Raw genomic sequence first — 24,083 nt, forward strand, 5'->3', positions numbered from 1 at the left:
GATGCGCTTTCGCGGAAGCCAGGATATCAGCAAAGAGTTGCACCGACCTTGGAAAGCTTCGAAACCTGCCGGTGAACAGCACCGCTATCAATTTCCCTTACCCGATCCTCCCAACCATCAGAAAACTTTCTCATGACCAATCCTATCAGCGTCTATTCGATGCCCGGAACTTGTTTTTTTGATCTGGCTCCTGCTGCGGGCGGCGAGCCCTATCGCATATTCCTTTCCATTCCGGCGGAGAGACCGCCGGCGAAAGGATGGCCGCTTCTCGTCATGACCGACGGCAACGCCACTTTCCCCTTCGCGGTCGCCAGCTTGGTCACGCAGGCACCTTACCCCACCGGAACGAATGTCGCTTGGGGGGTGATCGCCGCGATCGGCTACCCCTCCGACGAGCCCTATGATCCGCTCCGCCGGTCTTGGGACCTGGGGCCTCCGCCGGTCAAATCCTATCCGCCGTTCGTTGAGGGCGGTCCGCCGGTTGTCATCGGAGGGACCGGCAAACTGCTGGATTTCATCGAGAACGAGCTTATCCCGCGGATTGCGGAGATGGTGATCTTGGATCCGATGCGCCGATCGCTTTTCGGACATTCCTTCGGCGGCCTCTTTACTCTCTATGCCCTGTTCGAGCGCCCCGGTCTGTTTGCCAATTGGATTGCGGCCAGCCCAACCATCTATTGGGAGAACAGCGAAATCCTCAAGAACGAGGCGCAACGGCAAGACGCGCCGGGGAATGCACCCTTCCTGCATTTGTCCGCTGGGGAATACGAAGGCGATGAGCTGGCACCCTTCCAGTACCGGAACGAGGATGCCACTGCACGCCTGGAGAAGAGGAAGACGGAACGGACCGTCCTCCTGGCGCGGGAGATGGCGGAGCGATTAAACGGCACTGCCGATGGATTGCGTACCGGATTCGAGCTTTATGCCGGTGAGACCCACATGTCCGTTCTTGCGGCGGCCGTGAATCGTGCGGTTGCCATCGCATTCGCCGTCCAGAGTTGACCGACATGTGACGCTCTCCGACGTTAATCGTCCGGCCGGCCGTTCTCCCCACCCGTATGGCCCACCTCGGAGCAAGAGGCAGGGCCAGCGAATGAGGCAAGGCCATAGTGAGATCGTTGATGGTGTTGCGTGGGCAACCCCTCAGCTGGCACTGCGCTTCCGCATCATCAGCATCAAGAACGGCGCTCCGATGAGCGCGGAAACGAGACCGGCCGGGATCTGATAGGGCGATACGATCGTGCGGCCGACGAAATCAGCCGCGACCATCAGCCCCCCTCCGATCAGCGCGGCGCCGACCATTTGCGGCAGCGCGCGCGCCAATCCCGCCTCCCGCGCAAGGTGAGGTCCCATAAGGCCGATGAATGACAACGGGCCAACCGTGAGCGTCGCGGCAGCCGTCAACAATCCTGCGAGGCCAAAAAGCGCAAATCGCGATTTCGCCAATGGAATACCGACCGCCGCCGAAGGCGACGGCCCAAGCGGAAGGATGTCAAGCCAGCGGCGAGCGGCGAGCGAGACAGCGATCAGCACGGCGCCGAGCGCCGCCTCCATTGCGGCGGTCGACCCCTCGATAAGATAGGTGGACCCGCTCATCCACCGCATCAGCAGAACTGCTCTCGGATCTCCCGTCGAGCTCAACACGCCGACGACGGCATCGACCATCGCGCTTAAGGCAATGCCCGCCAGCAGGACTCGTTCAGGCGCGAAGGCCGATCGCCGGGAGCTGGCGAAGATCATAGCAAGCACACTGATCGCACCGGCCACGGCAAATGCAAATTGACCTGAAAATCCTGGAGCGACGGCAAAGAGGGCAATCGCAACGCCGAAGGTCGCGCCGGCACTGATTCCCAGAACTTCGGGACTTGCCATTTCGTTTCCGGTCAGCCGCTGAAGGATCGAGCCCGCGACCGCAAGCATCGCGCCCGATACCAGGGCGGCGAGGATTTTAGGTATTCTGATCGCAAGGACATCGACCGAAAATTCGCCGGAAGCGAGAGCCCAGCCGCCATTGACGTCGCGTCCGAGAAAAGCGCTGACCATCAACAGGACGAGCAGGCCGGCGGCCGCGATGATGACCGGTCGGGTTCCATCCCATCGACGTGGCCGTCTGAACGCCGGCGATTGCTGTAGTCTATGACGGATCTTCAGCCGCGGCAGGAGCGCGAGAAGCAGCGGCGAACCGAAGATGGCTGTCACTGCCCCCGTCGGCAAGAAATCACCAAGTCCGCCGGCGACGAGTTGCAGGATGGAGTCGGCGAAGAACAGCAGTCCGGCGCCGATCAGCGGAGACCAGAGGATGAGCTGCGCGGGACGCCGTGCTCCGGACAATCGCGCAATCGTCGGCGCGACCAGTCCAATGAAACCAATGACCCCAACGGCGCTCGTGACAAATGCAGCAAGCGCGACGGCGAGGGCGACTACAACGAAACGCAGGCGGACCAATCTGACGCCGAGTGCCGTGGAGCTGCTTTCGCCAAGATCGAGCAGCGAAAGCGGTCTCATCACGAAAGCGCTGCCGATGGCGATGACAGCCAACTTCCAAAGAAGCGACAGGGGAATGACCCAGCTTTGCTGTGCCAGCGAGCCGGCGCCCCAGATGAACAGGCTCGAGAGGTAGCGCTGGTTCAAATAGGTCAGGATGGCAGCGAGGCCGCCGCACCAAAGACTGAGAACCAGCCCCGACAGAACAAGCGAATAAGGCGAAAAACCGCGGCGCGCGCCCAGGCTGACGACGATCGCAGCAGCGGTCGCGCTGCCGATCAGAGCGACAAGATCGCGGCCGGCGCCAAGCAAGTCGGGGAGAAACAGCGATGTTACCACCAGCGCCAGGTTTGCTCCGGCCGACACGCCAAGAGTGGTAGGATCGGCGAGCGGGTTTCGCAAAACCTGCTGAAACAGCGCCCCGGACAAGGCAAGCGCGGCTCCGGCAATCAGCGCCGTCGCAAGACGGGGAAGCGTCGAATAGGTGAACACCATTCGCGTGACATCGTAATCCGGTCGAGCGATTTCTGACAGCGCAGGAGCGGCAAGAAACCACGATGCCACGCCTCCACCGCACATCAGGAGGAGGAAGACAATTGCTGGCCCGATATTGTCGCGGCGGGAAACCATCAAGCTTCCTTTTCCAGAAGATCTGTCAAGAGGCCTGCGAAACGCATGGCCTCGTTCACCATCCCGAACATCAGGGCTGGCGGCAGAATCGACAGATGGCCTGGACGCGCAAACGCAAGCCTGTTCCACAGCGGGCTCTGACCGAGTTTCGGAAGAACGTCTGGAGGAATCGGGTCAAAGGCGATCAGACGCGCGTCCGGATCGGTGACCTTGGAGAGATCTTCAATCCCGATCGTTTCAAAGCCCCAATAATTCGACTCTCTGGTCCAGGCATTCCGGACACCGATGCGCTCGAGCACATTGTGGAACAGTCCAGGACTCGAGTAGATGCGGGCATGGCGGGCATCCATGAAATTCACCAGGGCGACTGGCGGCAGGTTCTTGCCCACCAGGCGACTGCGGCATTGCGCAAAGAAGACCTCGGCTCGCGCCAGGAACTGCTCTGCTTCATTCTCACGGCCAAGCTCAACGGCCAATTTACGCGTCGCCCCGATGGCCGCGGTAAGAATAGGTCCGATGCCCGGCGTAAAGATTTCCAGCCGAACGACTTTCGCCACCGACTGAAGCTTGGGCAACAGCTCATCCAGGTAGGGTGTGGTTAAGATAATGTCGGGCTTCAGCGTGACGAGAATTTCAAAATTGACCTCGAACGAACTGCCGATATCGACGACGGATTTTGGCATCGGCGGCTCGACAACCCATCTGTCCCAATCGGCGAGGTCTGAAATCCCGACCGGAGGCAATCCGAGGGATAAAAGAGTGGACGCAAGACCGTAGTCGAGGCTGACGATCCTTGGGCCCATCGACTGTGCAAACAGCGGAGCGGGAATGAGCGAGGCCCCGGCAAATTGCAAAAAGAACCGCCGCGAAACCCCCATTGAACGGCCGGCCTCAGCAAACATAGGCCAGCGGATAGGGCAGGTTGGGCGCGGAGATCACATCCATGTCGATCCCATAGATCTCCTGTAGCGTGTTCGGCGCGAGGATCGCGTTCGGTGTTCCGCTGGCAACCACGCGACCGCATTTCAACGCATGGATCCGATCGCAGAAGCGAGCGGCCATGTTGATGTCGTGGAGAACGATGACGACACTCCTTCCACTTTCATGCGCCAAGCGTCGCACAAGTGAGAGCACCTCGACCTGATGAGCAACGTCGAGTGCCGCAGTCGGTTCGTCGAGCAACAGGCAGCGAGCATCCTGAGCGATCAGCATCGCAATCCAGGCACGTTGCCGCTCGCCGCCCGATAGCGTTCCCATGATACGGTCGGCGAACGTCTCGATATGCGTGGCTCGAAGGGCGTCCTCGACTTTCTCTTCATCGTTTTGGGTGAACCGGCCGAGCGCTCCGTGCCACGGATAACGACCGCATCCTACAAGCTCGCGGACCGTCATTTCCGATCCGGTCGTGACGTCCTGGGGCAGATATGCGACCGAACGCGCAAAGGCGCGTTCGCTATACATCCTCAGATCCTGGTTTCCGTAAGAGATCGATCCAGTGCTCGGCACAAGCTGGCGAGCCAGCATTTTGAGAAGACTGGATTTGCCGGAGCCGTTGTGGCCGACCAGCGCGATAACTTCTCCTGCCGGAAATTTAAGACTGACGTCGCAGAGAATTTCGTTCCGCTCTATCAAAAGACCTATATTTTCGGCGACAAAAGTTTCAGCCGTTCGAGGCGGATCTTGCATCGGGAGTATAGCCACGTGACATCCTTTAACCGGGTGATAGGTCGGTACTAAAGATGAGAGCAGCAATCAACTATTTTCGTTAGCCCTCCGCCTAGGTCCTCGTCATCTCGTGCGGCGACTCCGGCTTTAGGCCAGCAGCGCGGCTTCGGTGCCTCCTGCGTTATAGCGGCTGAGGGAACGAAGAAAGCCTTGAATCCTCCCATGCGTGTATCGTTCTGAAGAAATTTTTGAGATTATCGTTATTAGCAGTCTTTTGCTGGATTTCTTGCGATGAGCTCGTCGGAGGTTAAGCAATCACAGATTGTGTAAAATGGCATAAGCTGAATTATGGAACTTCTCTATTCGGCGTGTTGAAGTCAAGCGCTGTCGAGCTTCCATTTACACCGCATCTGATGTCATTCACGGCCTTGCTTCTCTTCGGGATCGGGTCTTGCCCCTCCCATGAACTCATTCGAACTTGAGACACACCAAATCTCACAGCTCCATCCGAGGTGCGCTAAATTGAATCACTTGCCCAATCTTCATGCGCGTGGCGAATTCGTATTACAAAAATTGTCTCATCATTTTCGATCCGATAGACGATTAGATGCGCTTTGAAGGGATGAATTCTAACGGGCGGATCAATCTCATCCCGTTTGCGCGCGATGCGTGGATTGACAGCTATCAGATCAAATAATGCGAAAAGTTCATCGTGGTATCGCTTTGCTTGGTCTGCCCCGAACATACGGACACCTTGCTCGGCGATCGCAATAATGTCCTCTTCCGCTTCGGCAGAAAGCTTAAAACTCATGACTTGCTGGCACGAGCCATCGCCTCAGCAAAGAGTTCATCCTTTGATCGGACGCCGACACCGCTTTGGAGCCCGGCCTCGACGAAGCTTTGCATGGCGGCGATCTTGTCGTTTCGCGTTTGGTCGCGTCGGATCAGGTCGCGCACGTAGTCGCTAGCATTCGAATATCGCCCGGTCTTGGCCTGGGCCTCCACCCAATCCTTCATCGGGCCCGGAAGAGATACGTTCATCGTGGCCATTGATAACCTCCATTTGAAGGCAATATAACCGAATTTGGCAAAGTTTGTCAAAGACACGAACGCCTTGATGAGATGCGGACCTGACGACTGCATCACCACTTTTGCGGCCTTCCTGGAGGTGAAGGGCCCTCCCAGGCCCTTCGGATCAGTTTGAAGATCGGCCGTTCAGCCCCACTTCATTTCTCCCTTGGCAACTTTGGAGCCTATGTCGAGCGCAACACCCATGCCAAGACCGGGGAAGCGGGCTTCCATGGCGGCCTTCAGCGCGGCGGAATCGGCTGCCTTGGCGAGTTCTTCCTCGAAAGCGAGCAGATAACTGTTCGTGTGTTCGACGGCAGACAGATCGGTTGCCGCTTCCGGCGTCATGTGGCCGGGAACGACAATCGTCGGCTTGCGGGCGCTGATCTTGTCAAGGGTGGCCACCCAAGCGGCACGCTGCTCCGATGCCTGGGTGTCGGCCGTCCACACATGAACGCCCGAGAAGATCATGACGCCCCCGAAAACAGCATTCAGCGACGGCACGAACAGGTACCGGCGATTGCTTAACCCTGCCTCGGCCGCGACAATCTCGACGGTTTCGCTATCAACTGTGAGGCTTGGAGCGTCGAAGGCTTCCGGCATGACGATGTCTGCAAGGGTCTGCGGGCCGTTCTCCTTGAGCTGCGGCCCCCAAACGGCAAGCTTTTTCTCGACGTTGCCCTTGATCGCTGCAATCGTGTCGGAGGCGGCCAGTACTTTTGCGCCGGGAAAGGCTTCGAGGACCGGCTTGAGGCTGAAGTAATAGTCCGGATCGGACTGGCTGACATAAATCGCGGTCAGCGTCTTGCCCGTGGCCTTGATGGCTTCCGCCAGCGTACGACCGTCGGGATAGCTGAACCCGCCGTCGATCAGCAACGCTTCGCTGGGGCCGGTCAGCAGCACCGGAGCACGAAAGAAGCCATTCTGACCGGCGGGGAAGTGCTTCCAGGCCAGCTTTGACCCGGCTGCGTTGCCGAGACCGGCAGGCGCAAAAACGGCAACGGCGCCGGCTGCGAGGGTGGTTTTCATGACTTCTCTCCTTGAATACATGGTTGTCTCCGATGATCGTCAGTTTCGATTTTCTGCTGCCCTGAGTGTTGCCCCCCGGCAGGCTTTGTCGGTAGTTCATGGAACGGTCTGCTGAAAATGAACGATCATGCCGCCTGAAGCTCGGCAGCAAGTCGGTCAAAGCCGCCGAATAGGGCATCGCTGCGCAGCACGCGGCGCTTGTCGCCGTCGCTGACCAAAAGCGCGGGGACACCATCCATCCGGAATGCAGCCATGAGTTGGCGGGACTTCCCGATCCCGTTGCGGTAGGCATCGAGCAGGGCCTCGTCCGGAGCCCGGACACGAGCGGCGGCATCGGGAAACCCGGCCTGATCGAGAACGTCGGCCACGACAGCGATCTCCGAGGTGTTGCGGCCGTCAACATAGCGAGCGCTTTGAAGTGCCTTCAGGGCATCACCTCCCCTGTCGAGTTGCGTCACCCCGACGGCTATGATCCCAAGCGTCGCAGGGGCGGAGTCGAACATACCGTCTGCGCGCCCGAGAACCTGATCGCGATAGAGCTGGCTGAAGACCTGCCCCGTGAGCCGGTTGATCCGCTGGTCATTATGCCAGGCATAGGCTGCGAAGCGTTCATCCAGCGGACGGGCGCCTTCGCCCGCGAAAAGCCCGCTGGGCGCAAGCTCGACGGTGAGGTTGTCGAGCATGACCAATTTGTCGAGCCCGGGCCCCGCACCATAGCACCAGCCGCAAAGCGGATCGTAGAGATAGGTAAGATGCATATCGGACCATCCTTGAAGCGACGGACAACAGATAGTGCACTTCTATTGAGTGATAAATATTGTTAAATGTGACAGAATGTATGTCAAAAACTTACAATCAAATGGAAGAAGGCTATGGAGGCTGTCAACCTCAACCGGCTGGCCTATTTTGCAGCCGTCGTCGATACCGGCTCGTTCACGAAAGCTGCCGAGCGCCTCGCGATCACGAAGACGGTCGTCAGCCAGCAGGTTGCGCGGCTGGAAGCTGAGTTGAAAACTAGCTTGCTGCTCCGGACAACACGACGCGTCGAGCCGACTGAGGCCGGCAGGCTTCTCTACGCACGCTGCGTCATGATCTTCCGCGAAGCCGGGGACGCCGTCGATGAAATCACCCGCGCAAATGCCGAGCCGACAGGCATGCTACGCATTGCTGCGCCCAATGATTATGGTGCGAGCACGATCGCTCCCATTGCTGCGGCCTTTATCCGGAAGTACCCCGCCTGCAGGGTCGAGCTTCTGCTCGCTGATACGAAGATGGATCTTATTGCCAATCAGATCGACCTGTCGATCCGCGTTGGATGGCTCGATGACTCCAGTCACCAAGCGAGACGGATCGGTTCGTTCCGGCAGTTTCTTGTGGCGTCCCCCAGCTTCTTCGCCACGCTCAGTTTGAACAGTCCAGAGGATGCGGTGGGCCAGCCGTTTATCGCCAACCTGGCCCTCAAGGAGCCGGTGGTCTGGAGGTTTATCCAGGGCGATTTCGATCGGCGGACTGTGCAGATGCAACAGAGCCTCATGAGCAATTCGACGCCTGCGGTTCTCGCGGCCACGCTTGCTGGGGCAGGAATGTCCGTGCTTCCGGATTTTCTGGCTGGAGAGCATATAGAGGCTGGCCGACTGATAAGATTGTTGCCGGACTGGAGCCTGCCGGCCGGCGGAATTTATGTCGTCTATCCGGCAGCTCGGCTTCGTCCGCGCAAGGTCACGGCTTTTGTCGCAATGCTTACGGGCAGTCGCTCGCGCGACTAGGCTGCGCCATCACGCAGCCTGAGTTGCTCCGAAGCAGCCATACGGTGGCGGGGAATTGGTATGTTGCCGCAGGGATTTGCAAAGGAAATTCCGACGCCATATTCTCGCCTTGACGGCGACCCCTTCCCGAAGTTCATTCAAGCGCTTTGGTGTAGGAAAACAAGGGCGAGCATGGGACAAGATACAAGCTACCTGCTGGAGCGGATGACGATTGTCGGTGATCTGGGGGCTGCCTCCTTCGTTCCCTGGATCCGGCGCCACGCTGCCAAGCTTGGGCTCTCGCACACCATATCTCATACGAGTTCCATGCGGATCGAACTTGAGGTTGCCGGGCCGGAGGAGTTGATCGACATGATGGAGATGGGATGCTCTCTCGGGCCTATCGACGTGTGGGTCGAGAGGATAGATCGAACGGCGATCAGCGGCGAAAGGACCTAGTCCGGGCTCTCGCGTATTTCATCCGTGCATATTATTTACTCAATGTTGCCAATGCGAAATAATTATGCAAACCTAATAAGGTTGCGGCGGAATTGCCTCGGCGCCGATGCGGGACTTGATCGGCAAGCATTTGGTTTTGTGTGGGAATTCTAGTCATGCCTTCCGATACGACGGGCTTTTGGACGCCAGTCGCCCTTTCCCGGGATTTGCCGGCCGGAACCGTCATACCGGCATGGACGGCAGCCGGATCGATTGCTCTGTGGCGCAGCGCTTCTGGACGCATATCGGCATCGGCGGATCGCTGTCCACATCGCGGCATGCGCCTGTCTCACGGCTTCGTGCGTGGCGAGGCGCTTTCTTGCATCTATCACGGCTGGAGCTATGGCCAGGCCGGAAACTGTCTCCGCATTCCCGCCCATCCGGGGCTGACGCCCCCGGAAACCATCCGTGTCGCCACCCATGATGTCGAGGAAGCGGACAGTGTGATCTGGGTGGCCGTGGGCACGCCCGTATCGAAGCCGCCGAGGCTCGAGGGCCTCATTCCCCTGCGCTCGCTGACAGCGTTCGCCGGCTTCGCCGCGATCAAGGTGGCGGCCGGCAGCAAGGCGAGCCCTGATGGTCTTGTCGAGATCGATGCATCCAGCGGGACCATCTGTCTGCTATTATCCGCCCAAGAAGACGGACGGACGCTGATCCATGTGCTGCTGAAGGGTGATGCCGGCCTTCCTGCGGGCATCGGCGCTTCACGGGCCGCCGAAAGCCTGCGGCGTCGGGCTGAGGATCTTCAGAAAAAGGAGATCGCGCAATGACCATGCAGGCGATGATCGATGAATGGTATCCGGTCGGGCTTTTCAGCCAGCTAGATGGCGCCGGTCGCACCACTGCGCTGATGGGCGAGCCGATCGAGGTGGCGCGCGATGGCGACGGCAAAGCGAAGGTGACGGCCGGAGACGGCCATGTTCTGCCGGTGCGCGTGCGTTACGGCCATGTCTGGTCCTCCCTCGGCGCGCCGAAGAAAGAACTTTTCCCCATTCCCGAGGCCGATCAACCCGGCCGCCGCTTCGTCGATGTCGGCGTGGTGCGCGTGCGCTGCTCGCCGCTCCGCGCCGTCGAGAATTTCCTCGACATCGCCCATTTTCCCTTCGTCCACACCGACATTCTCGGCGCAGAGCCGCATACGGAAGTGCAGAACTACAAGGTCGAGATCCGCGAGCAAGAAGACGAGGTCTGGGCAACGCAGGTGAAATTCTATCAGCCGCAGGCCGCCAAGTCGGCAAGCGGCGGGATCACGACGGAATACATGTACCGCGTGCCGGCACCGACCTGCTCCGTGCTTTACAAGACCTGCCCGCCGCGCCCGAGCGAATGGGATGTCATCACGCTCTTCGTGCAGCCGCTGGCCGAGGACCTGTGCGACGTCTGGCCGTGGATGGCGCTTTTCGACGACGAGACCGCGATGACCGACCTCATTCATTTCCAGCAGACGATCTTTCTGCAGGACCGTTCGATCCTCGAAAACCAGATCCCGCGGCTGCTGCCGCTCGACCCCGGCATGGAAATCCCGACGCGTGCCGATCTGACATCGATCGCCTACCGGCGCTGGCTGAAGCGTCACAACTATACCTACGGCGCACAGCTGGTGGCGCAATGAAGCTCTACGACTATATTCTCTCGCCCAGTTGCTACAAGGTGCGCCTGATGGCGGCGCTGGCCGGCGTGAAACTTGAACTGCGCCCGGTGGATTTCCATCCCGGCGCCGAGCATCGCGGCGCCGAGCTGCTTGCACTCAATCCGGCAGGCTCCATTCCGATCCTGGAGGATGGCGACCTGATCCTGACCGAATCGTCGGCGATCCTCGTCTATCTCGCCGCCAAGGCCGCACCCGAATGGCTCGGCAGCGGCAAGGCGGAGGAAGCGGCGAAGGTGCAGCAATGGCTGTCGTTCTCCGGCCGGCTGACGGCAAGCCTCGGGGCAGCGCGGCTCCATGAAATGCTGCTACGGCCGGGCGATATCGGTGCGCTGCAGGCTCAGGGCATCGCCGCCCTTCGCGAACTTGAAGCCGGGCTTGTCGAGCAGGGTCTTCGCGGCATGTGTTTCCTCGCCGCCGACCGGCCGACAATTGCCGACATTGCCTGCTTTCCCTATGTGGCACTGGCGCCCGATGGGGGCGTCACGCTGGATGCTTATCCTGCGATCCGGCTCTGGTCCCGCGCGCTGCGCGCCCTCGACAAATTTATCGAAATGCCAGGCATTCACCGGCTGCACGAATTGAAGCCCGAACCTCAGATCGAATCGGGCGAGGCGTGAGATGGCTGGTTATCTCCTGAAGAACTGCGCAGCCGTGATCGTCGACGAGGGCAAGGGGCCGGTCGTCCACCGCAATGTCGATCTCCTGACCAGTGGTCCGGCGATCGTGGCGATCGGCGAAAATATAGGGGCAGACACGTTGCCTGCCGGCACGACCGTTCAGGATGCTGCCGGCTGGTTCGTCTATCCGGGCCTCGTCAACACCCATCATCACTTCTTCCAGTGCTTCGTGCGCAACCGCGCCGATCTCGATTGGACGAAGCTCTCGGTGATCGAGTGGCTGGACCGCATCTACCCGATCTTTTCGCAACTTAACGAGGAATGCTTTTACCACGCCTCCGTCACGGCGATGGCCGAGATGATCAAGCATGGCTGCACCACGGCCTTGGATCACCAATATAATTTCCCCCGGCACGCCGGAAAACGGTTGATCGACCGCCAGTTCGAGGCGGCCGAACTGCTCGGCATGCGCTTCCATGCCGGCCGCGGCGGCAACACCCTGCCGAAGTCGGAAGGCTCGACCATTCCCGACGAGATGCTGGAAACAACGGACGAATTCATCGCCGACTGCGCCCGGCTGATCGACACCTACCACGATATCAGCCCCTTCAGCATGCGGCAGGTCGTGGTGGCACCCTGTCAGCCGGTCAATTGCTACCGCGAGACTTTCGTGGAATCGGTGGCGCTGGCGCGTGATCGCGGCGTCATGATGCATACCCATGTCGGCGAAGGCGAAAGCCTGGTCATTCAGGCGCGCCATGGCATGCGCACGGTCGATTATTTGGAAGAACTTGGCTTTGCCGGACCCGACGCCTTCTATGCTCATTGCTGGGAGCTCAACCACGACGAACTCAGGAAGATGGCCGCCAGCGGCACCGGCGTCGCGCATTGCCCGGAACCGGTCTATCTGGTCGGCGCCGAGGTCACCGACATTCCCGCCATGGCCGCCTTCGGCTTGCGCGTCGGCCTCGGCTGTGATGGTGCTGCCTCCAACGACAATTCCAACCTGATGCACTGCCTGCACTCCGCCTACATGCTGCAATGCCTCGTCTCTTCCAGCCGTGCCCATCCCGTGCCGCCGCCGGTCGAATTCCTCGGCTACGGCACGACCGGCGGTGCCAGCCTGCTCGGCCGGCGCGATATCGGCCGGCTTGCGCCCGGCATGGCCGCCGACCTGTTTGCGATCGACACTCGGCGCATGGATTATGTCGGCACGCGCCACGATCCGCTGAGCCTGATTGCCCGCGTCGGCATCGGCATGGCGACTGACATGACGATGATCAATGGCCGCATCGTCTGGCAGAAGGGCGAATTTCCCGGGCTCGACGAAACCAAGCTGGCTGCCGATGCCGAGGCCGCACTATCCACCGTGGAATTCTAAAAAAACCAAAAGAGGGAACTGAGAACATGACCAAACTGACCCGCAGAAATCTGATGACGGCCGCTGCCGCCACCGGCCTCGCCGGCGCGCTCGGCAGCCGGCTTGCTTTCGCCGCCGACGAGCCGCTCGGCATCACGCTGGTAATCCCCTCGCCCGTCGGCGACGTTGGCTGGGGGCACGCACTTGCTGCCGGCCTCGAGCCGATCAAGGCCGCTTACGGCGACAAGGTGAAGGTCACCGTGCTTGAGAATATCGCGGAAGGTCCGGATGCCGACCGCATCATGAACAAGACCGTCGCCGACGGAAACAAGTTCCTGGTCGCCGGCTCTTTCGGTTATCAGAACGGCGCGCTGCAGATCGCCCGCCGCGATCCGAGCGTCACCGTTCTGCACGCCTCCGGCTTCCAGGTCGCTCCGAACTTCTCGCCTTTCGCCGCCAAATATTTCCAGGGCACCTATCTGCTCGGCATGGCTGCGGCAGCACTTTCCAAGACCGGCAAGCTCGGCTCTGTCTCGGCCTTTGCTATCCCCGAGCTCATTACCTCGATCAACGCCTTTACGCTCGGCGCCCAGGCCGTCAAACCCGATATCGAGGTCTCGGTGGTCTGGGTGAACTCATGGTTCGATCCGGCCAAGGAGCAGGAAGCCGCCAAGGCCCTGATCGCGCAGAAGTGCGACGTGATCTTCTCCAACGCCCAGGACACGCCGTCCGTCATCTCGGCTTGCGAGGAAGCCGGCGTTTACGCCTTCAACCTCAATTCCTCGATGAAGAAATATGCGCCCAAAACCTATCTCGGCTGCATCGCGACGGACTGGTCGCCGTTCTTCAAGGCTTCGGTCGATGCCCATCTCGCCGGCACGTTCAAGGGCGCCAATGCGTTCCTCGGCGTTGCCGACAAGGTCGTCGAAGTGGTCGACTGGAATCCTGATATTCCGGCTGACGTGATGACCAAGATCAAGGAGATCGAGGTAAAGATCGCCGACGGCAGCTTCTCGCCCTTCACCGGGCCGATCGCCAAGGCCGACGGCAGCGAAGCTGTCGCATCGGGTGCGACCATGGCCGACCCCGAGATCATCGCCATGAACTGGCACGTCAAGGGCGTGTCCACGCCGTTGCCGAAATAAGTCATGACCACCCCGCTCCTGTCGCTGCGCGGCATTTTGAAAAGTTACGGCCAGATCCATGCCAATCAGGCCATCGATCTGGACGTGGCGCCGCAATCGATTCATGCGATCCTCGGGGAGAACGGGGCGGGAAAATCGACGCTGATGAAACTGATCTACGGCGTCGAGCAACCGGACGGCGGAGAGGTCGTCTGGGAAGGAAACCCGTTGCGCCTCGCCTCCCCCGCCGAGGCGAGGCGCCACGGCATCGGCATGGTGTTCCAGCATTTCTCGCTGTTCGAGACCTTGACCGTCCTGGAGAATATTCGGCTGGTCGTGCCGGGCCGCAAGGCTGAGCTCAAGGAACGCATTCGGACGCTTGGACGGGAATTCGGCCTCGAAGTCGACCCGCTTGCTCATGTGCATGCGCTGTCCGTCGGCGAGCGGCAGCGGGTGGAGATCATCCGAAGCCTGATGACCAATCCGAAGCTGCTGATCCTCGACGAGCCGACCTCCGTCCTGCCGCCGCAACTGGTGGAGAGGCTCTTCGACACGCTGCGTCGCCTGCGCGACGGCGGCGTTTCCATCCTGTTGATCTCCCACAAGCTCGAAGAAATCCGGGCGATCTGCGACCGGGCGACGATCCTGCGCGGCGGACGCGTGACCGGGGATGTCGACCCGCGTCAACATGATGCCCATGACCTTGCCCGCATGATGATCGGCCATGACATGCCGGCTCCGATGGCGGCGCTGCCGCTGTCTGGTGGGGAAAAGCGGCTGGAGATCATCGGATTGGACTATCAGCCCGGCGATCCCTTTGCGGTGTCGCTCTCCGGCATCAGCCTCGAGGTGCGTGCCGGCGAAATCCTCGGGATCGCCGGAATTTCGGGCAACGGTCAAAGCGAGCTTGCCGCGTTGATTTCAGGCGAGACGGTGCTGGGGCGCGACCAGCGCGACCGGATCTTCATGATGGAGATGGATGTCGGCAGGCTCGATGCCGCCGCACGGCGGACGCTCGGATTTGCCTTCGTTCCGGAAGACCGGCTTGGACGCGGCGCCGTGCCCGAAATGTCGCTCGTCCTCAACAGCCTGCTGACGGCCCATCCGCTCAAGCTTTTGCGGCACGGTCTCGTCGACAGGGCGCGGGCGACGGCGTTCACCGGTGATTGCATCCGTCAGTATGATGTCCGCACTCCTGGCCCGGATGCGGAAGCCGGCACCCTGTCGGGCGGTAATCTGCAGAAGTTCATCGTTGGTCGCGAAATCATGCTGTCTCCCAAATTGCTTTTCCTGGCGCAGCCGACCTGGGGCGTCGATATCGGCGCCGCGTCCGCCATCCGCAGTCGTCTGGTCGCATTGCGCAATCAGGGCATGGCGATCCTCGTCATTTCTGAGGAGCTGGAAGAACTGTTCGAGCTCAGCGATGCCATCCAGGTGCTGCATCACGGCCGGCTCAGCCCGCCGCTCGCAACGCGAGACACGAAGCCCGAGGAGATCGGCCGATACATGATCGGGGCACAGGCCTCGCCCGAGAAAGTCCAGCAATGAGCGCTTGGTCCCTTGCTTTCGTTCCCACCCTGGTCCGCCGGGAGCGCGCTTCGCTTGCCGCGGCCCTGTGCGCGCCTGTCATTGCGCTGGCGGGAGCGATCGCACTTAATCTCGGCCTTTACGTTTTGATGGGCCGCGACCCTGTCGCGGTTGTCTATGCGATGCTTTTCGAGCCGTTCCTCTCCTGGGCGTCATTTTCGGAGGTGCTTTTAAAGGCAGGCCCGCTCCTCCTGATCGCGCAGGGGCTGGCGATCGGCTTTCGCGCCAAGGTCTTCAACATCGGCGCCGAAGGCCAGTTCATTCTTGGCGCGATCTTCGCCTCTGCCATTCCGGTCTGGTTTCCGCAAGCGACGGGCCAGTGGATCTGGCCGGCGATGCTGCTGCTCGGCGCCATCGGCGGCGCACTTTGGGCTTCTCTCACCGCCTTCTGGCGCGTGCGCCTCAACGCCAACGAGATTCTCGTTTCCCTGATGCTGAGCCTCGTTGCGGCGCAGCTGCTGAACTATCTGCTGCTCGGCCCCTGGAAGGATCCGAACGGCTTCAACTTCCCCCAGTCGGTGATGTTCCAGTACGATGCGATGGTACCGACCCTGATTGCCGGTACCCGCGTCAATGTTTCATTCCTCATCACGCTGGCTTTGTCGGTTGCGGCCTGGGTCTTCATGCAGAGGAGCTTCATCGGCTACAAGCTGCAGGTCGGTGGTCTGGCACCGCGGGCTGCCGGCTATGCCGGCTTCAAGGAAGGTTGGACGATCTGGCTTTCGCTGCTGATCGGCGGTTTTGCGGCCGGTCTTGCCGGGGCCGCCGAAGTCGCCGGCCCGCTCGGTCAGCTGCAGCGTTCGGTCGCGAGCGGTTATGGCTATGCGGCCATCATCGTCGCCTATCTCGGCGGCCTGCATCCGATCGGCATCGTGGTCTCGGCGCTGGTCATGGCGGTCATCTATATCGGTGGCGACAATGCCATGGTCTCGGCCAACCTGCCGATCGCCGCCGTTCGTGTCTTCCAGGGCAGTTTGCTGCTCGCCTACCTGATCGCCGTCGCCTTTGTGCGCTATCGCCTAGAATGGCGCCGCGCCGCTCACCGGAGCCCCTTATGAACGCCATCGAGTTCATTCTTGCCGGCATGCTGGCGGCTGCGACACCGTTTCTTCTGGCAGCCCTCGGCGAGCTGGTAGCCGAGCGCGCCGGCGTCCTTAACCTCGGGGTCGAGGGATTGATGGCTCTCGGTGCCGTGCTCGGCTTCATCGTCGTCTATCAGGGCGGCGGGCATCTCCTGGGTTTCGTCGTCGCCGGGCTCGGCAGTGCTGTGCTTTCGCTGCTCTTTGCCTTCGTCACGCTGGGATTCCGGGCAAACCAGGTGGCGGCGGGCCTTGCCATCGGCATTCTCGGGCAGGGTCTTTCCGCGCTTTTCGGTAAGACCTATGAAAGCCTCACGGTCAGGGGACTTCCGAAGCTCGCCCTTCCAGGGCTTTCGGAATTGCCGGCTATCGGTGGCCTTTTCGTCCAGGACATCGTCGTGTGGATTTCACTCGCCGCGACACTGGCCTTGTGGGCGATATTTGCCTACAGCAAGCTTGGCCTCATCGTCCGCGCCGTCGGCGAGAATCCCAAGGCCGCTCACGCCATCGGCTATTCGGTAATCTCAGTCCGCGTCCTCGCCATCGCCTTCGGCGGCGCGATGGCCGGCTTCGCCGGCGCCTATGCGTCGGTAGTCTATACACCACTCTGGGCCGACGGGATGATCGCCGGGCGCGGCTGGATCGCCATCGCCCTCGTCGTCTTCGGGACTTGGCTCACCGGCCGTATCTTCCTCGGCGCTTGCCTCTTCGGCGCAGTCTCGCTGATGGGGCTGGCAGCCCAGGCAACTGGACTGGACGTTCCCTCGCAGCTGCTCTCGAGCCTGCCATATCTCGTCACGATCATCGTGCTCGGCATCATCTCCGCTAGCCGCCGACTGCTCAAATTGAACGGCGTCGCTTCGCTCGGCGAACCATTCGAGCGATAAAGACGCGCGGCGCTGTAACGCGTCGGCGAAGAAGCCTGTGGTCAGCCGCGATCGCGTTTCCTGCGGCCGTGCGCCTCAAATTGGACGAGCAGCGACTTGAGTTCTATCTCGCGAACGCGTCTTGCCGCTTCATCCGGGCTGACCCATTCGAGAATACGCTGACCCCGCTCCTTGAAATCGCCGCTGATGTCCGTGACTTCAATCTGAAACATGTCGACGATACAGGGCGCCACATCGCCATTGTCGAGTTCTTTCAGATAAGTATAGCGGCCGACCGGCTTCTTCTTCACCACCCCGCGCACGCCTGCCTCCTCCCAGGCCTCGATTGCTGCTGCTTCGAAAGGCTTTTTCCCTTTCATCGGCCACCCTTTCGGGATGACCCAGCGCCCACTCTCGCGCGATGTGATCACCAGGATTTCGACCTCGGATCCGGCATTGCCGTGGCGGAAGCAAATAGCGCCGTATTGTTGACGGAATGCACCGACGAACAGCGTATCAGGAACAGCGGCGAGCTGCCGCAGCAGCGGCTGGGACTTGTCCGGTCGAGGCTTCCTGCTTTTTTTGCTCGCCGTCATAACGAATGAATTACCGAATTTGATTGTTGCTTCAATTGCCTGGGCGTGTTTATGACAGATTTATGACAATCGGCCGCACGAGGAAGGTTTCCCAGGCATGATGAGCATTTTTCGCAAGCTGATGCCACGGGAAGACAGATTCTTTGAGATGTTTTCCAAGCACTCGAAGACCGTCGTTGCCGCCGCGCACGCCCTCGATCAACTCCTGAAGGGCAATGAGGTTGAGAAAAACTGCGATCGTATCGTCGCATTGGAAAACGAGGCGGACGATGTCACGCGTGAGGTTCTTCTTGCCGTTCGACGAAGCTTCATCACGCCCTTCGACCGGGGTGACATCAAGGACCTCATTCAGTCGATGGATGATGCGATCGATATGATGCACAAGGCAGTCAAGACGATCCGTTTGTTCGAGCAATCGAGCTTCGAACCGCTCATGCAGCAGATGGGCAGCGAAATCGTCAAGGCGGCAAACCTTGTCGCGGAAGCGATACCTCTCCTCGACAGATTGGGAGCAAATGCGCAGCGTCTCACGGCCATCGCGGAGGAAGTCACCCGAGTGGAGGGACGTTCCGATGAGCTCTACGACCAGGGTTTGAAGGATCTGTTCTTGCGTCATGGCGCCAGCGGCAATGCGATGGCCTACATGATCGGAAGCGAAATCTACGGAGAGCTAGAAAAAGTCGTCGACCGCTTCGAGGATGTCGCCAATGAAATCAGCGGCATTCTCATCGAGAACGTCTGATGGATGCCTCCCTCGCTCTGCCGCTGCTGGTCGGCCTGGTCGTTATCGCCCTGTTCTTCGACTTTCTCAATGGTCTGCATGACGCGGCCAATTCGATCGCCACGATCGTCTCCACCCGCGTCCTGCGGCCACAATATGCCGTCGCCTGGGCGGCGTTCTTCAATTTCATCGCATTCCTGTTCTTCGGCCTGCATGTCGCCGAAACACTGGGGACCGGCATCATCGATCCTGCGATCGTTTCGCCTCAACTGATCTTCGCAGCACTCATGGGCGCGATCATCTGGAATATCATCACCTGGATTTTCGGGATTCCGTCGAGCTCGTCGCATGCGCTTGTCGGTGGGCTGGTGGGGGCCGGTCTGGCAAAGGTGGGCTTCAACTCGATCGTCTGGAACGGCCTTCTAAAAACCGTCGGTGCAATTTTCGTGTCGCCAGCCATCGGCTTTCTACTTGCCCTGGTGCTGGTGCTCGCCGTCTCCTGGTTATTCGTCCGGCAAACGCCGTTTGCGGTGGATCGCACATTTCGCGTCATGCAATTCGTGTCCGCTTCGCTCTATTCGCTTGGCCACGGCGGAAACGATGCGCAGAAGACGATGGGCATCATCGCGGTGCTCTTGTTCAGTCAGGGATATCTTGGCCCGACCTTCTACGTGCCTTTCTGGGTGGTCATTACCTGCCAGTCGGCAATGGCTCTCGGGACGCTCTTTGGCGGATGGCGGATCGTTCATACCATGGGGTCGAAGATCACCCGACTCAACCCCATGCAAGGTTTCTGCGCAGAGACAGGCGGAGCGTTGACACTCTTCGGAGCAACGTGGCTCGGTATTCCCGTTTCGACGACGCATACCATCACCGGAGCAATCGTCGGAGTGGGCGCGGCTCGTCGTGTCTCAGCCGTGCGCTGGGGATTGGCAGGGAACATCGTGATAGCCTGGATCGTCACGATGCCGGCAGCTGCGGCAATATCCGCAGCGTTCTACGGCCTCGTATCCTTGCTGCAATGAAATGAGGGGATGGCGAGGCCAATCGCCACGCGCTGACGTTCCCCTCCCGACCTTTCCCGGTGGCAATACGGACGAATAAGGCGGGCAGAATCCGCTCTGCGGTCTGCGTGATCGCGACTTCCATATTGCGTGCACTGCACAAATAGAGCGCTCCCATGGCTGTGATTACGTTAGCAATCGCACAAAACAGAAGCAGAAAATAACAAAGCCTAATAAATAAGCACCCATCAATTCTTCGCATTTCTCCTTTTGCTTCATGCCGTTATCAATAGCTATCGAATTTGGCACAATGCTTGCAGGTTCTGAGAAGCATCGGTCAATGGCGACCGGCGCAGATAGGCGCGGCATAAGCGCCTACAATAGACACCGACGTCGCAAGGTCTTTGCTCCGGGATTCTCCCATCCCTGGACGCAATTTCCGGCGGCGTTTTTTTGTGTCCAAATTCAGCCAGCAGAGGGAACCTGCGCATGACAAAGAATTTGCAGACTGGGATTTCGACAACCGGCATGACCCGCCGCAGCATGCTCAAGACGACCGCAGCGGCTGCCCTCATCGGCGCCGTCAAGGCTGCCTTTCCGTCCGGCGCCTTCGCAGCCGGAGCTGGCCCTGAGGTGAAAGGTGCCAAGCTCGGCTTTATCGCGCTCACGGATTCCGCACCGCTCATCATCGCCAAGGAAAAGGGCTTCTTCGACAAGCATGGCCTTCCGGAAACGGATGTGGCCAAGCAGGCATCCTGGGGTGCGACCCGCGACAATCTCGTGCTGGGCGGTGCAGCAAACGGCATTGACGGTGCCCATATCCTGTCGCCGCTCCCATATCTCATGCATACCGGCAAGGTGACGCAGAACAATAAGCCGGTGCCGATGGCGATCCTCGCCCGGCTCAACCTCGACAGCCAGGGTATTTCCGTCGCCAAGGAATATGCCGAGACGGGCGTGCAGCTGGATTCCTCCAAGCTGAAGGCCGCGTTCGAGAAAAAGAAGGCGGAGGGCAAGGAGATCAAGGCTGCCATGACCTTCCCGGGCGGCACCCATGACCTCTGGATCCGCTACTGGCTCGCTGCCGGCGGCATCGATCCGAACAAAGACGTTTCGACCATCGTCGTGCCGCCGCCGCAGATGGTTGCCAACATGAAAGTCGGCAACATGGACGTCTTCTGTGTGGGCGAACCGTGGAACGAGCAACTCGTCAACCAGGGCATCGGCTTTACCGCAGCCACCACCGGCGAGCTCTGGAAGGGTCATCCTGAAAAGGCGCTCGGACTGCGCGCCGATTGGATCGAAAAGAATCCCAATGCTGCCAAGGCCCTGCTGATGGCCGTCATGGAGGCTCAGCAGTGGTGCGAAAGCATGGACAACAAGGCGGAGATGGCTGACATTCTCGGCAAGCGCCAATGGTTCAACGTTCCGACCAAGGACGTGCTCGGCCGGCTCAAGGGCGACATCAATTATGGCAACGGCCGCGATGTCAAGGCCACCGACCTCTATATGAAGTTCTGGAAAGACGGCGCCTCCTATCCGTTCAAGAGCCACGATAGCTGGTTCATGACGGAAAACATCCGCTGGGGAAATCTGCCGGCGACTACCGACATCAAGGCGCTGGTCAACCAGGTGAACCGCGAAGACATCTGGCGCGAGGCCGCCAAGGATCTTGGCGTCGCGGCGGCCGATATTCCCGCATCGTCTTCTCGCGGTAAGGAGACTTTCTTCGACGGCAAGGTCTTCGACCCTGAAAATCCCTCGGCCTATCTCGACAGCCTTTCGATCAAGGCTGTCTCCTGACCCGCTCCGGCGCGCGACGGCGCGCCGGCCTTTCATTCACGTGAGGAGCACGTTGATGTCCGCCCTGGCAAATAAAGAAAATCCCTCCACGGTCGCCACTGCCACGCCGGCGGCAAAAGTTCTGCCATTTTCCGGCAAACACGGATCGCGGATCGATTTTCGTCGAGCGGCACTGACCGCCCTTCGTAATGTCGTTCCGCCAGTCGTCGTGCTGGCACTCATCCTGCTCGTCTGGCAGGTGCTCTGTTCGTCGGCGGACGCGTCTTTGCCCTCGCCGCATCGGGTCTGGCAGGATAGCTATGACCTGATCGCCTATCCGTTTTTCAACTATGGCTCCCAGGATATCGGGCTCGGCTGGCGCGTGCTCATTTCGCTGCAGCGCGTTCTCTATGGCTTCGGGCTTGCCGCGGTCACCGGCGTCATCATCGGTGCGATCATCGGCCAGTCAGTCTGGGCGATGCGTGGCCTCGATCCGATCTTCCAGGTGCTGCGCACGGTTCCGCCGCTCGCCTGGCTGCCACTGTCGCTCGCAGCCTTCCAGGATTCCAACCCCTCGGCGATCTTCGTGATCTTCATTACGTCGATCTGGCCGGTGATTATCAACACCGCCGTCGGCGTCCGCAATATCCCGCAGGATTACCGCAATGTCGCCGAGGTGCTGCGCCTCAACCAGTTCGAGTTTTTCTGGAAGATCATGCTGCCTTCGGCAGCGCCTTACATCTTCACAGGCCTCAGGATCGGCGTCGGCCTCTCCTGGCTCGCCATCGTCGCGGCCGAAATGCTGACGGGCGGCGTCGGCATCGGCTTCTTCATCTGGGACGCATGGAACTCGTCGCGCCTTCCGGACATCATCGTCGCGCTCGCCTATATCGGCATCGTCGGCTTCGCCCTCGACAAGCTGGTGGTAGCACTCGGCAAACTCATCACCCGCGGCGCCATGGCCAACTGAGGAGCGCACCTATGAACGCCTATCTGAAACTCGACCATATCGACAAACATTTCGATCGGGGCGGCGTGCGCGCCGAGGTCCTGAAGGACATCAACCTGACGATTTCCGCGGGCGAATTCGTCTCGATCATCGGCCATTCGGGCTGCGGCAAGTCCACCCTGCTCAACCTCATCGCCGGCCTGACGCCGGTTTCGGCAGGCGCCGTGCTGCTTGAAAACCGTGAGGTCAACGGACCCGGTCCGGAGCGCGCCGTCGTCTTCCAGAACCACTCGCTGCTGCCCTGGCTGACGGTCTACGAAAACGTCAATCTCGCCGTCTCCAAACTCTTCAACCGAACGAAGACCAAGGCCGAGCGGCATGAGTGGGTGATGGCCAACCTCGACCTCGTGCAGATGGCGCATGCGAGGGATAAGCGGCCTTCGGAAATTTCAGGCGGCATGAAACAGCGCGTCGGCATCGCCCGCGCGCTTGCAATGGAACCGAAAATCCTGCTGCTCGACGAACCCTTCGGTGCGCTCGATGCGCTGACCCGCGCCCATCTTCAGGACGCCGTGATGGAAATCCACGCTCGCCTCGGCAACACGATGGTGATGATCACCCATGATGTCGATGAGGCGGTGCTGCTGTCCGATCGCATCGTGATGATGACCAACGGCCCGGCGGCCCGCATCGGCGAAGTGCTCGATGTGACCATGCCCCGTCCCCGCAATCGCATCGAACTCGCCTCCGACCGGACATATCTCAAATGCCGTGAAGCCGTGCTGAAGTTCCTCTACGAACGCCACCGCTTCATCGAAGCGGCGGAGTAGAGACCGGGACATAACCTCGGCGTTTGCCGGTCGTGGTCTTCTCGCCTTCGTAGCGGCGCCTGATTTCAGGCGTCGCGCCCTCTTTACTCCCCGGGCGTTGCAAAGACCGCGCTGGCATCGCTGACAATTTCCACATGGGAATATGCCGCCTGCCCTGCGGCGGTGGCGTCCGCGCGCATGATCGCGGTGACGATCCGGCCGTGCTCCTCATAGGATTTTGCCAGACGCCCGGGCAGGCGGAACTGCGCCCGCCGAAAAGGCGCAAGCCGCGCCCGTGTCTGAGTCACCATCTCGAAGACATGATCATTATGCGCGCCGCGATAAAGCCGGGTATGAAATTCGGTATTGTGCGCCGAATATTCTTCTTCCGCGCCGGCATGCACGAGCCTCACCGATCCCCGATGCTCCAGCTCTAGCGCGCGCCGTTCATCAACCGTCATACGCTCGGCCGAGAGCCTGGCGCAGATCGCTTCGAGCTCCGCCATCGCCTCGAACATCGAATGCAGATAAGCCTCGGTGACATTGGTCACGACGGCACTGCGGTTCGGCTCGCGCGCAATCAATCCCATGGCACCCAGCTCACGCAGAGCCTCGCGCACCGGCGTGCGCGAAACGTCGAAACGAGCCGCAAGCGACACCTCGTCCAGCTTCGCGCCCGGCAGGAGTTCACCCGTAACGATCATGTCGGCAATCGACCGCACCATCTGTTCGACGGTGGTCCCGGTACGGATCACTTCTCTGCGCCTAGTCTGCTTCACGATACGAATCTGCTCACGTCAACACTCTGCATACAGATGA

Annotated in this window: 25 protein-coding genes; 16 read left to right on the forward strand and 9 right to left on the reverse strand. The window is 60.3% G+C overall.

Annotated elements, in window-relative coordinates:
• Window positions 1-132: 132 nt before the first annotated feature.
• Window positions 133-1,002, forward strand: a complete 870-nt coding sequence (locus tag BS630_RS32740) for an alpha/beta hydrolase (protein ID WP_077980785.1) — start codon at window positions 133-135, stop codon at window positions 1,000-1,002.
• A gap of 141 nt (window positions 1,003-1,143) precedes the next feature.
• Here the strand turns inward: BS630_RS32740 and fhuB are convergent, their stop codons facing one another.
• From fhuB to BS630_RS32775, 7 genes are all read right to left on the reverse strand, one after another.
• The gene (gene fhuB, locus BS630_RS32745; protein WP_077980786.1) at window positions 1,144-3,114 is read right to left on the reverse strand and encodes a Fe(3+)-hydroxamate ABC transporter permease FhuB; all 1,971 of its coding nucleotides are present in this window, start codon (window positions 3,112-3,114) and stop codon (window positions 1,144-1,146) included.
• Entirely contained in the window at window positions 3,114-3,992 is an 879-nt protein-coding gene (locus BS630_RS32750) for an iron-siderophore ABC transporter substrate-binding protein (protein WP_077980787.1), read from the reverse strand. Before BS630_RS32750 ends, fhuB begins: the two co-directional genes overlap by 1 nt.
• A gap of 13 nt (window positions 3,993-4,005) precedes the next feature.
• Window positions 4,006-4,800: an ABC transporter ATP-binding protein gene (locus BS630_RS32755; protein WP_077980788.1), complete on the reverse strand. Its 795-nt coding sequence runs from the start codon at window positions 4,798-4,800 to the stop codon at window positions 4,006-4,008.
• Between the two features lie 496 nt (window positions 4,801-5,296).
• Window positions 5,297-5,590, reverse strand: coding sequence for a type II toxin-antitoxin system RelE/ParE family toxin (locus BS630_RS32760; RefSeq protein WP_077980789.1), 294 nt, complete (start codon window positions 5,588-5,590; stop codon window positions 5,297-5,299).
• Window positions 5,587-5,829, reverse strand: coding sequence for a type II toxin-antitoxin system ParD family antitoxin (locus BS630_RS32765; protein ID WP_183594594.1), 243 nt, complete (start codon window positions 5,827-5,829; stop codon window positions 5,587-5,589). The genes BS630_RS32760 and BS630_RS32765 overlap by 4 nt, the downstream gene beginning before the upstream one ends.
• Window positions 5,830-5,994: 165 nt before the next feature.
• A complete protein-coding gene (locus BS630_RS32770; RefSeq protein ID WP_077980791.1) occupies window positions 5,995-6,897 on the reverse strand; it encodes an MBL fold metallo-hydrolase in 903 nt (300 codons plus the stop codon).
• Window positions 6,898-7,001: 104 nt separating this feature from the next.
• Window positions 7,002-7,634: a DsbA family protein gene (locus BS630_RS32775; protein WP_077980792.1), complete on the reverse strand. Its 633-nt coding sequence runs from the start codon at window positions 7,632-7,634 to the stop codon at window positions 7,002-7,004.
• Between the two features lie 114 nt (window positions 7,635-7,748).
• Between BS630_RS32775 and BS630_RS32780 the strand changes: the two genes are divergently transcribed.
• The 10 genes from BS630_RS32780 to BS630_RS32825 all read left to right on the forward strand — a co-directional run bounded on the left by BS630_RS32780 (window position 7,749) and on the right by BS630_RS32825 (window position 17,424).
• Window positions 7,749-8,642, forward strand: a complete 894-nt coding sequence (locus BS630_RS32780; protein ID WP_077980793.1) for a LysR family transcriptional regulator — start codon at window positions 7,749-7,751, stop codon at window positions 8,640-8,642.
• A 171-nt stretch (window positions 8,643-8,813) separates the two neighbouring features.
• The gene (locus BS630_RS32785; protein ID WP_027668792.1) at window positions 8,814-9,080 is read left to right on the forward strand and encodes an acylphosphatase; all 267 of its coding nucleotides are present in this window, start codon (window positions 8,814-8,816) and stop codon (window positions 9,078-9,080) included.
• A 155-nt stretch (window positions 9,081-9,235) separates the two neighbouring features.
• A complete protein-coding gene (locus BS630_RS32790; protein WP_077980794.1) occupies window positions 9,236-9,889 on the forward strand; it encodes a Rieske 2Fe-2S domain-containing protein in 654 nt (217 codons plus the stop codon).
• Entirely contained in the window at window positions 9,886-10,731 is an 846-nt protein-coding gene (locus tag BS630_RS32795; RefSeq protein WP_077980795.1) for an aromatic ring-hydroxylating oxygenase subunit alpha, read from the forward strand. The genes BS630_RS32790 and BS630_RS32795 overlap by 4 nt, the downstream gene beginning before the upstream one ends.
• A complete protein-coding gene (locus BS630_RS32800; RefSeq protein ID WP_077980796.1) occupies window positions 10,728-11,387 on the forward strand; it encodes a glutathione S-transferase family protein in 660 nt (219 codons plus the stop codon). Before BS630_RS32795 ends, BS630_RS32800 begins: the two co-directional genes overlap by 4 nt.
• A 1-nt stretch (window position 11,388) precedes the next feature.
• Window positions 11,389-12,768, forward strand: coding sequence for an amidohydrolase (locus BS630_RS32805; protein ID WP_077980797.1), 1,380 nt, complete (start codon window positions 11,389-11,391; stop codon window positions 12,766-12,768).
• 26 nt (window positions 12,769-12,794) lie between these two features.
• Entirely contained in the window at window positions 12,795-13,892 is a 1,098-nt protein-coding gene (locus tag BS630_RS32810) for a BMP family ABC transporter substrate-binding protein (RefSeq protein ID WP_017958144.1), read from the forward strand.
• A gap of 3 nt (window positions 13,893-13,895) precedes the next feature.
• Window positions 13,896-15,419 (forward strand): ABC transporter ATP-binding protein, encoded by a 1,524-nt coding sequence (locus tag BS630_RS32815; RefSeq protein WP_077980798.1) that lies wholly within the window; start codon window positions 13,896-13,898, stop codon window positions 15,417-15,419.
• Window positions 15,416-16,516 carry an ABC transporter permease gene (locus tag BS630_RS32820; RefSeq protein WP_077980799.1) on the forward strand — a complete coding sequence of 367 codons (1,101 nt, stop codon included), beginning with the start codon at window positions 15,416-15,418 and terminating at the stop codon, window positions 16,514-16,516. Before BS630_RS32815 ends, BS630_RS32820 begins: the two co-directional genes overlap by 4 nt.
• The gene (locus BS630_RS32825) at window positions 16,513-17,424 is read left to right on the forward strand and encodes an ABC transporter permease (protein ID WP_077980800.1); all 912 of its coding nucleotides are present in this window, start codon (window positions 16,513-16,515) and stop codon (window positions 17,422-17,424) included. Before BS630_RS32820 ends, BS630_RS32825 begins: the two co-directional genes overlap by 4 nt.
• Before the next feature lie 41 nt (window positions 17,425-17,465).
• Here the strand turns inward: BS630_RS32825 and BS630_RS32830 are convergent, their stop codons facing one another.
• Window positions 17,466-17,999, reverse strand: coding sequence for an NUDIX hydrolase (locus tag BS630_RS32830; RefSeq protein ID WP_077980801.1), 534 nt, complete (start codon window positions 17,997-17,999; stop codon window positions 17,466-17,468).
• A gap of 97 nt (window positions 18,000-18,096) precedes the next feature.
• Between BS630_RS32830 and BS630_RS32835 the strand changes: the two genes are divergently transcribed.
• The 5 genes from BS630_RS32835 (at window position 18,097) to BS630_RS32860 (ending at window position 23,285) form a co-directional block, all read left to right on the forward strand.
• Complete coding sequence (locus BS630_RS32835; protein ID WP_077980802.1) at window positions 18,097-18,741, forward strand: DUF47 domain-containing protein; 645 nt, start codon at window positions 18,097-18,099, stop codon at window positions 18,739-18,741.
• Window positions 18,741-19,745, forward strand: coding sequence for an inorganic phosphate transporter (locus BS630_RS32840; protein WP_025398337.1), 1,005 nt, complete (start codon window positions 18,741-18,743; stop codon window positions 19,743-19,745). Before BS630_RS32835 ends, BS630_RS32840 begins: the two co-directional genes overlap by 1 nt.
• A 468-nt stretch (window positions 19,746-20,213) precedes the next feature.
• Window positions 20,214-21,527: a CmpA/NrtA family ABC transporter substrate-binding protein gene (locus BS630_RS32850; RefSeq protein ID WP_025398336.1), complete on the forward strand. Its 1,314-nt coding sequence runs from the start codon at window positions 20,214-20,216 to the stop codon at window positions 21,525-21,527.
• Window positions 21,528-21,582: 55 nt separating this feature from the next.
• A complete protein-coding gene (gene ntrB / locus BS630_RS32855) occupies window positions 21,583-22,476 on the forward strand; it encodes a nitrate ABC transporter permease (RefSeq protein WP_077980803.1) in 894 nt (297 codons plus the stop codon).
• 11 nt (window positions 22,477-22,487) lie between these two features.
• Complete coding sequence (locus BS630_RS32860) at window positions 22,488-23,285, forward strand: ABC transporter ATP-binding protein (RefSeq protein WP_020047901.1); 798 nt, start codon at window positions 22,488-22,490, stop codon at window positions 23,283-23,285.
• 83 nt (window positions 23,286-23,368) lie between these two features.
• On the opposite strand, the gene BS630_RS32865 is transcribed toward BS630_RS32860, so the two are convergent.
• On the reverse strand, window positions 23,369-24,043 hold the full coding sequence (locus BS630_RS32865; protein WP_077980804.1) for a GntR family transcriptional regulator: 675 nt from the start codon (window positions 24,041-24,043) through the stop codon (window positions 23,369-23,371).
• Window positions 24,044-24,083 lie beyond the last annotated feature (40 nt).

Origin of the sequence: Rhizobium laguerreae (genome assembly GCF_002008165.1) — a bacterium.
Lineage (GTDB): Bacteria > Pseudomonadota > Alphaproteobacteria > Rhizobiales > Rhizobiaceae > Rhizobium > Rhizobium laguerreae.

What these genes read in the sequence shown, in the direction of transcription:
- BS630_RS32740 (WP_077980785.1), top strand. Translation starts at nt 133, where the DNA reads ATGACCAATCCTATCAGCGTCTATTCGATGCCCGGAACTTGTTTTTTT.
- fhuB (WP_077980786.1), bottom strand. Translation starts at nt 3,114, where the DNA reads ATGGTTTCCCGCCGCGACAATATCGGGCCAGCAATTGTCTTCCTCCTC.
- BS630_RS32750 (WP_077980787.1), bottom strand. Translation starts at nt 3,992, where the DNA reads ATGGGGGTTTCGCGGCGGTTCTTTTTGCAATTTGCCGGGGCCTCGCTC.
- BS630_RS32755 (WP_077980788.1), bottom strand. Translation starts at nt 4,800, where the DNA reads ATGCAAGATCCGCCTCGAACGGCTGAAACTTTTGTCGCCGAAAATATA.
- BS630_RS32760 (WP_077980789.1), bottom strand. Translation starts at nt 5,590, where the DNA reads ATGAGTTTTAAGCTTTCTGCCGAAGCGGAAGAGGACATTATTGCGATC.
- BS630_RS32765 (WP_183594594.1), bottom strand. Translation starts at nt 5,829, where the DNA reads ATGGCCACGATGAACGTATCTCTTCCGGGCCCGATGAAGGATTGGGTG.
- BS630_RS32770 (WP_077980791.1), bottom strand. Translation starts at nt 6,897, where the DNA reads ATGTATTCAAGGAGAGAAGTCATGAAAACCACCCTCGCAGCCGGCGCC.
- BS630_RS32775 (WP_077980792.1), bottom strand. Translation starts at nt 7,634, where the DNA reads ATGCATCTTACCTATCTCTACGATCCGCTTTGCGGCTGGTGCTATGGT.
- BS630_RS32780 (WP_077980793.1), top strand. Translation starts at nt 7,749, where the DNA reads ATGGAGGCTGTCAACCTCAACCGGCTGGCCTATTTTGCAGCCGTCGTC.
- BS630_RS32785 (WP_027668792.1), top strand. Translation starts at nt 8,814, where the DNA reads ATGGGACAAGATACAAGCTACCTGCTGGAGCGGATGACGATTGTCGGT.
- BS630_RS32790 (WP_077980794.1), top strand. Translation starts at nt 9,236, where the DNA reads ATGCCTTCCGATACGACGGGCTTTTGGACGCCAGTCGCCCTTTCCCGG.
- BS630_RS32795 (WP_077980795.1), top strand. Translation starts at nt 9,886, where the DNA reads ATGACCATGCAGGCGATGATCGATGAATGGTATCCGGTCGGGCTTTTC.
- BS630_RS32800 (WP_077980796.1), top strand. Translation starts at nt 10,728, where the DNA reads ATGAAGCTCTACGACTATATTCTCTCGCCCAGTTGCTACAAGGTGCGC.
- BS630_RS32805 (WP_077980797.1), top strand. Translation starts at nt 11,389, where the DNA reads ATGGCTGGTTATCTCCTGAAGAACTGCGCAGCCGTGATCGTCGACGAG.
- BS630_RS32810 (WP_017958144.1), top strand. Translation starts at nt 12,795, where the DNA reads ATGACCAAACTGACCCGCAGAAATCTGATGACGGCCGCTGCCGCCACC.
- BS630_RS32815 (WP_077980798.1), top strand. Translation starts at nt 13,896, where the DNA reads ATGACCACCCCGCTCCTGTCGCTGCGCGGCATTTTGAAAAGTTACGGC.
- BS630_RS32820 (WP_077980799.1), top strand. Translation starts at nt 15,416, where the DNA reads ATGAGCGCTTGGTCCCTTGCTTTCGTTCCCACCCTGGTCCGCCGGGAG.
- BS630_RS32825 (WP_077980800.1), top strand. Translation starts at nt 16,513, where the DNA reads ATGAACGCCATCGAGTTCATTCTTGCCGGCATGCTGGCGGCTGCGACA.
- BS630_RS32830 (WP_077980801.1), bottom strand. Translation starts at nt 17,999, where the DNA reads ATGACGGCGAGCAAAAAAAGCAGGAAGCCTCGACCGGACAAGTCCCAG.
- BS630_RS32835 (WP_077980802.1), top strand. Translation starts at nt 18,097, where the DNA reads ATGATGAGCATTTTTCGCAAGCTGATGCCACGGGAAGACAGATTCTTT.
- BS630_RS32840 (WP_025398337.1), top strand. Translation starts at nt 18,741, where the DNA reads ATGGATGCCTCCCTCGCTCTGCCGCTGCTGGTCGGCCTGGTCGTTATC.
- BS630_RS32850 (WP_025398336.1), top strand. Translation starts at nt 20,214, where the DNA reads ATGACAAAGAATTTGCAGACTGGGATTTCGACAACCGGCATGACCCGC.
- ntrB (WP_077980803.1), top strand. Translation starts at nt 21,583, where the DNA reads ATGTCCGCCCTGGCAAATAAAGAAAATCCCTCCACGGTCGCCACTGCC.
- BS630_RS32860 (WP_020047901.1), top strand. Translation starts at nt 22,488, where the DNA reads ATGAACGCCTATCTGAAACTCGACCATATCGACAAACATTTCGATCGG.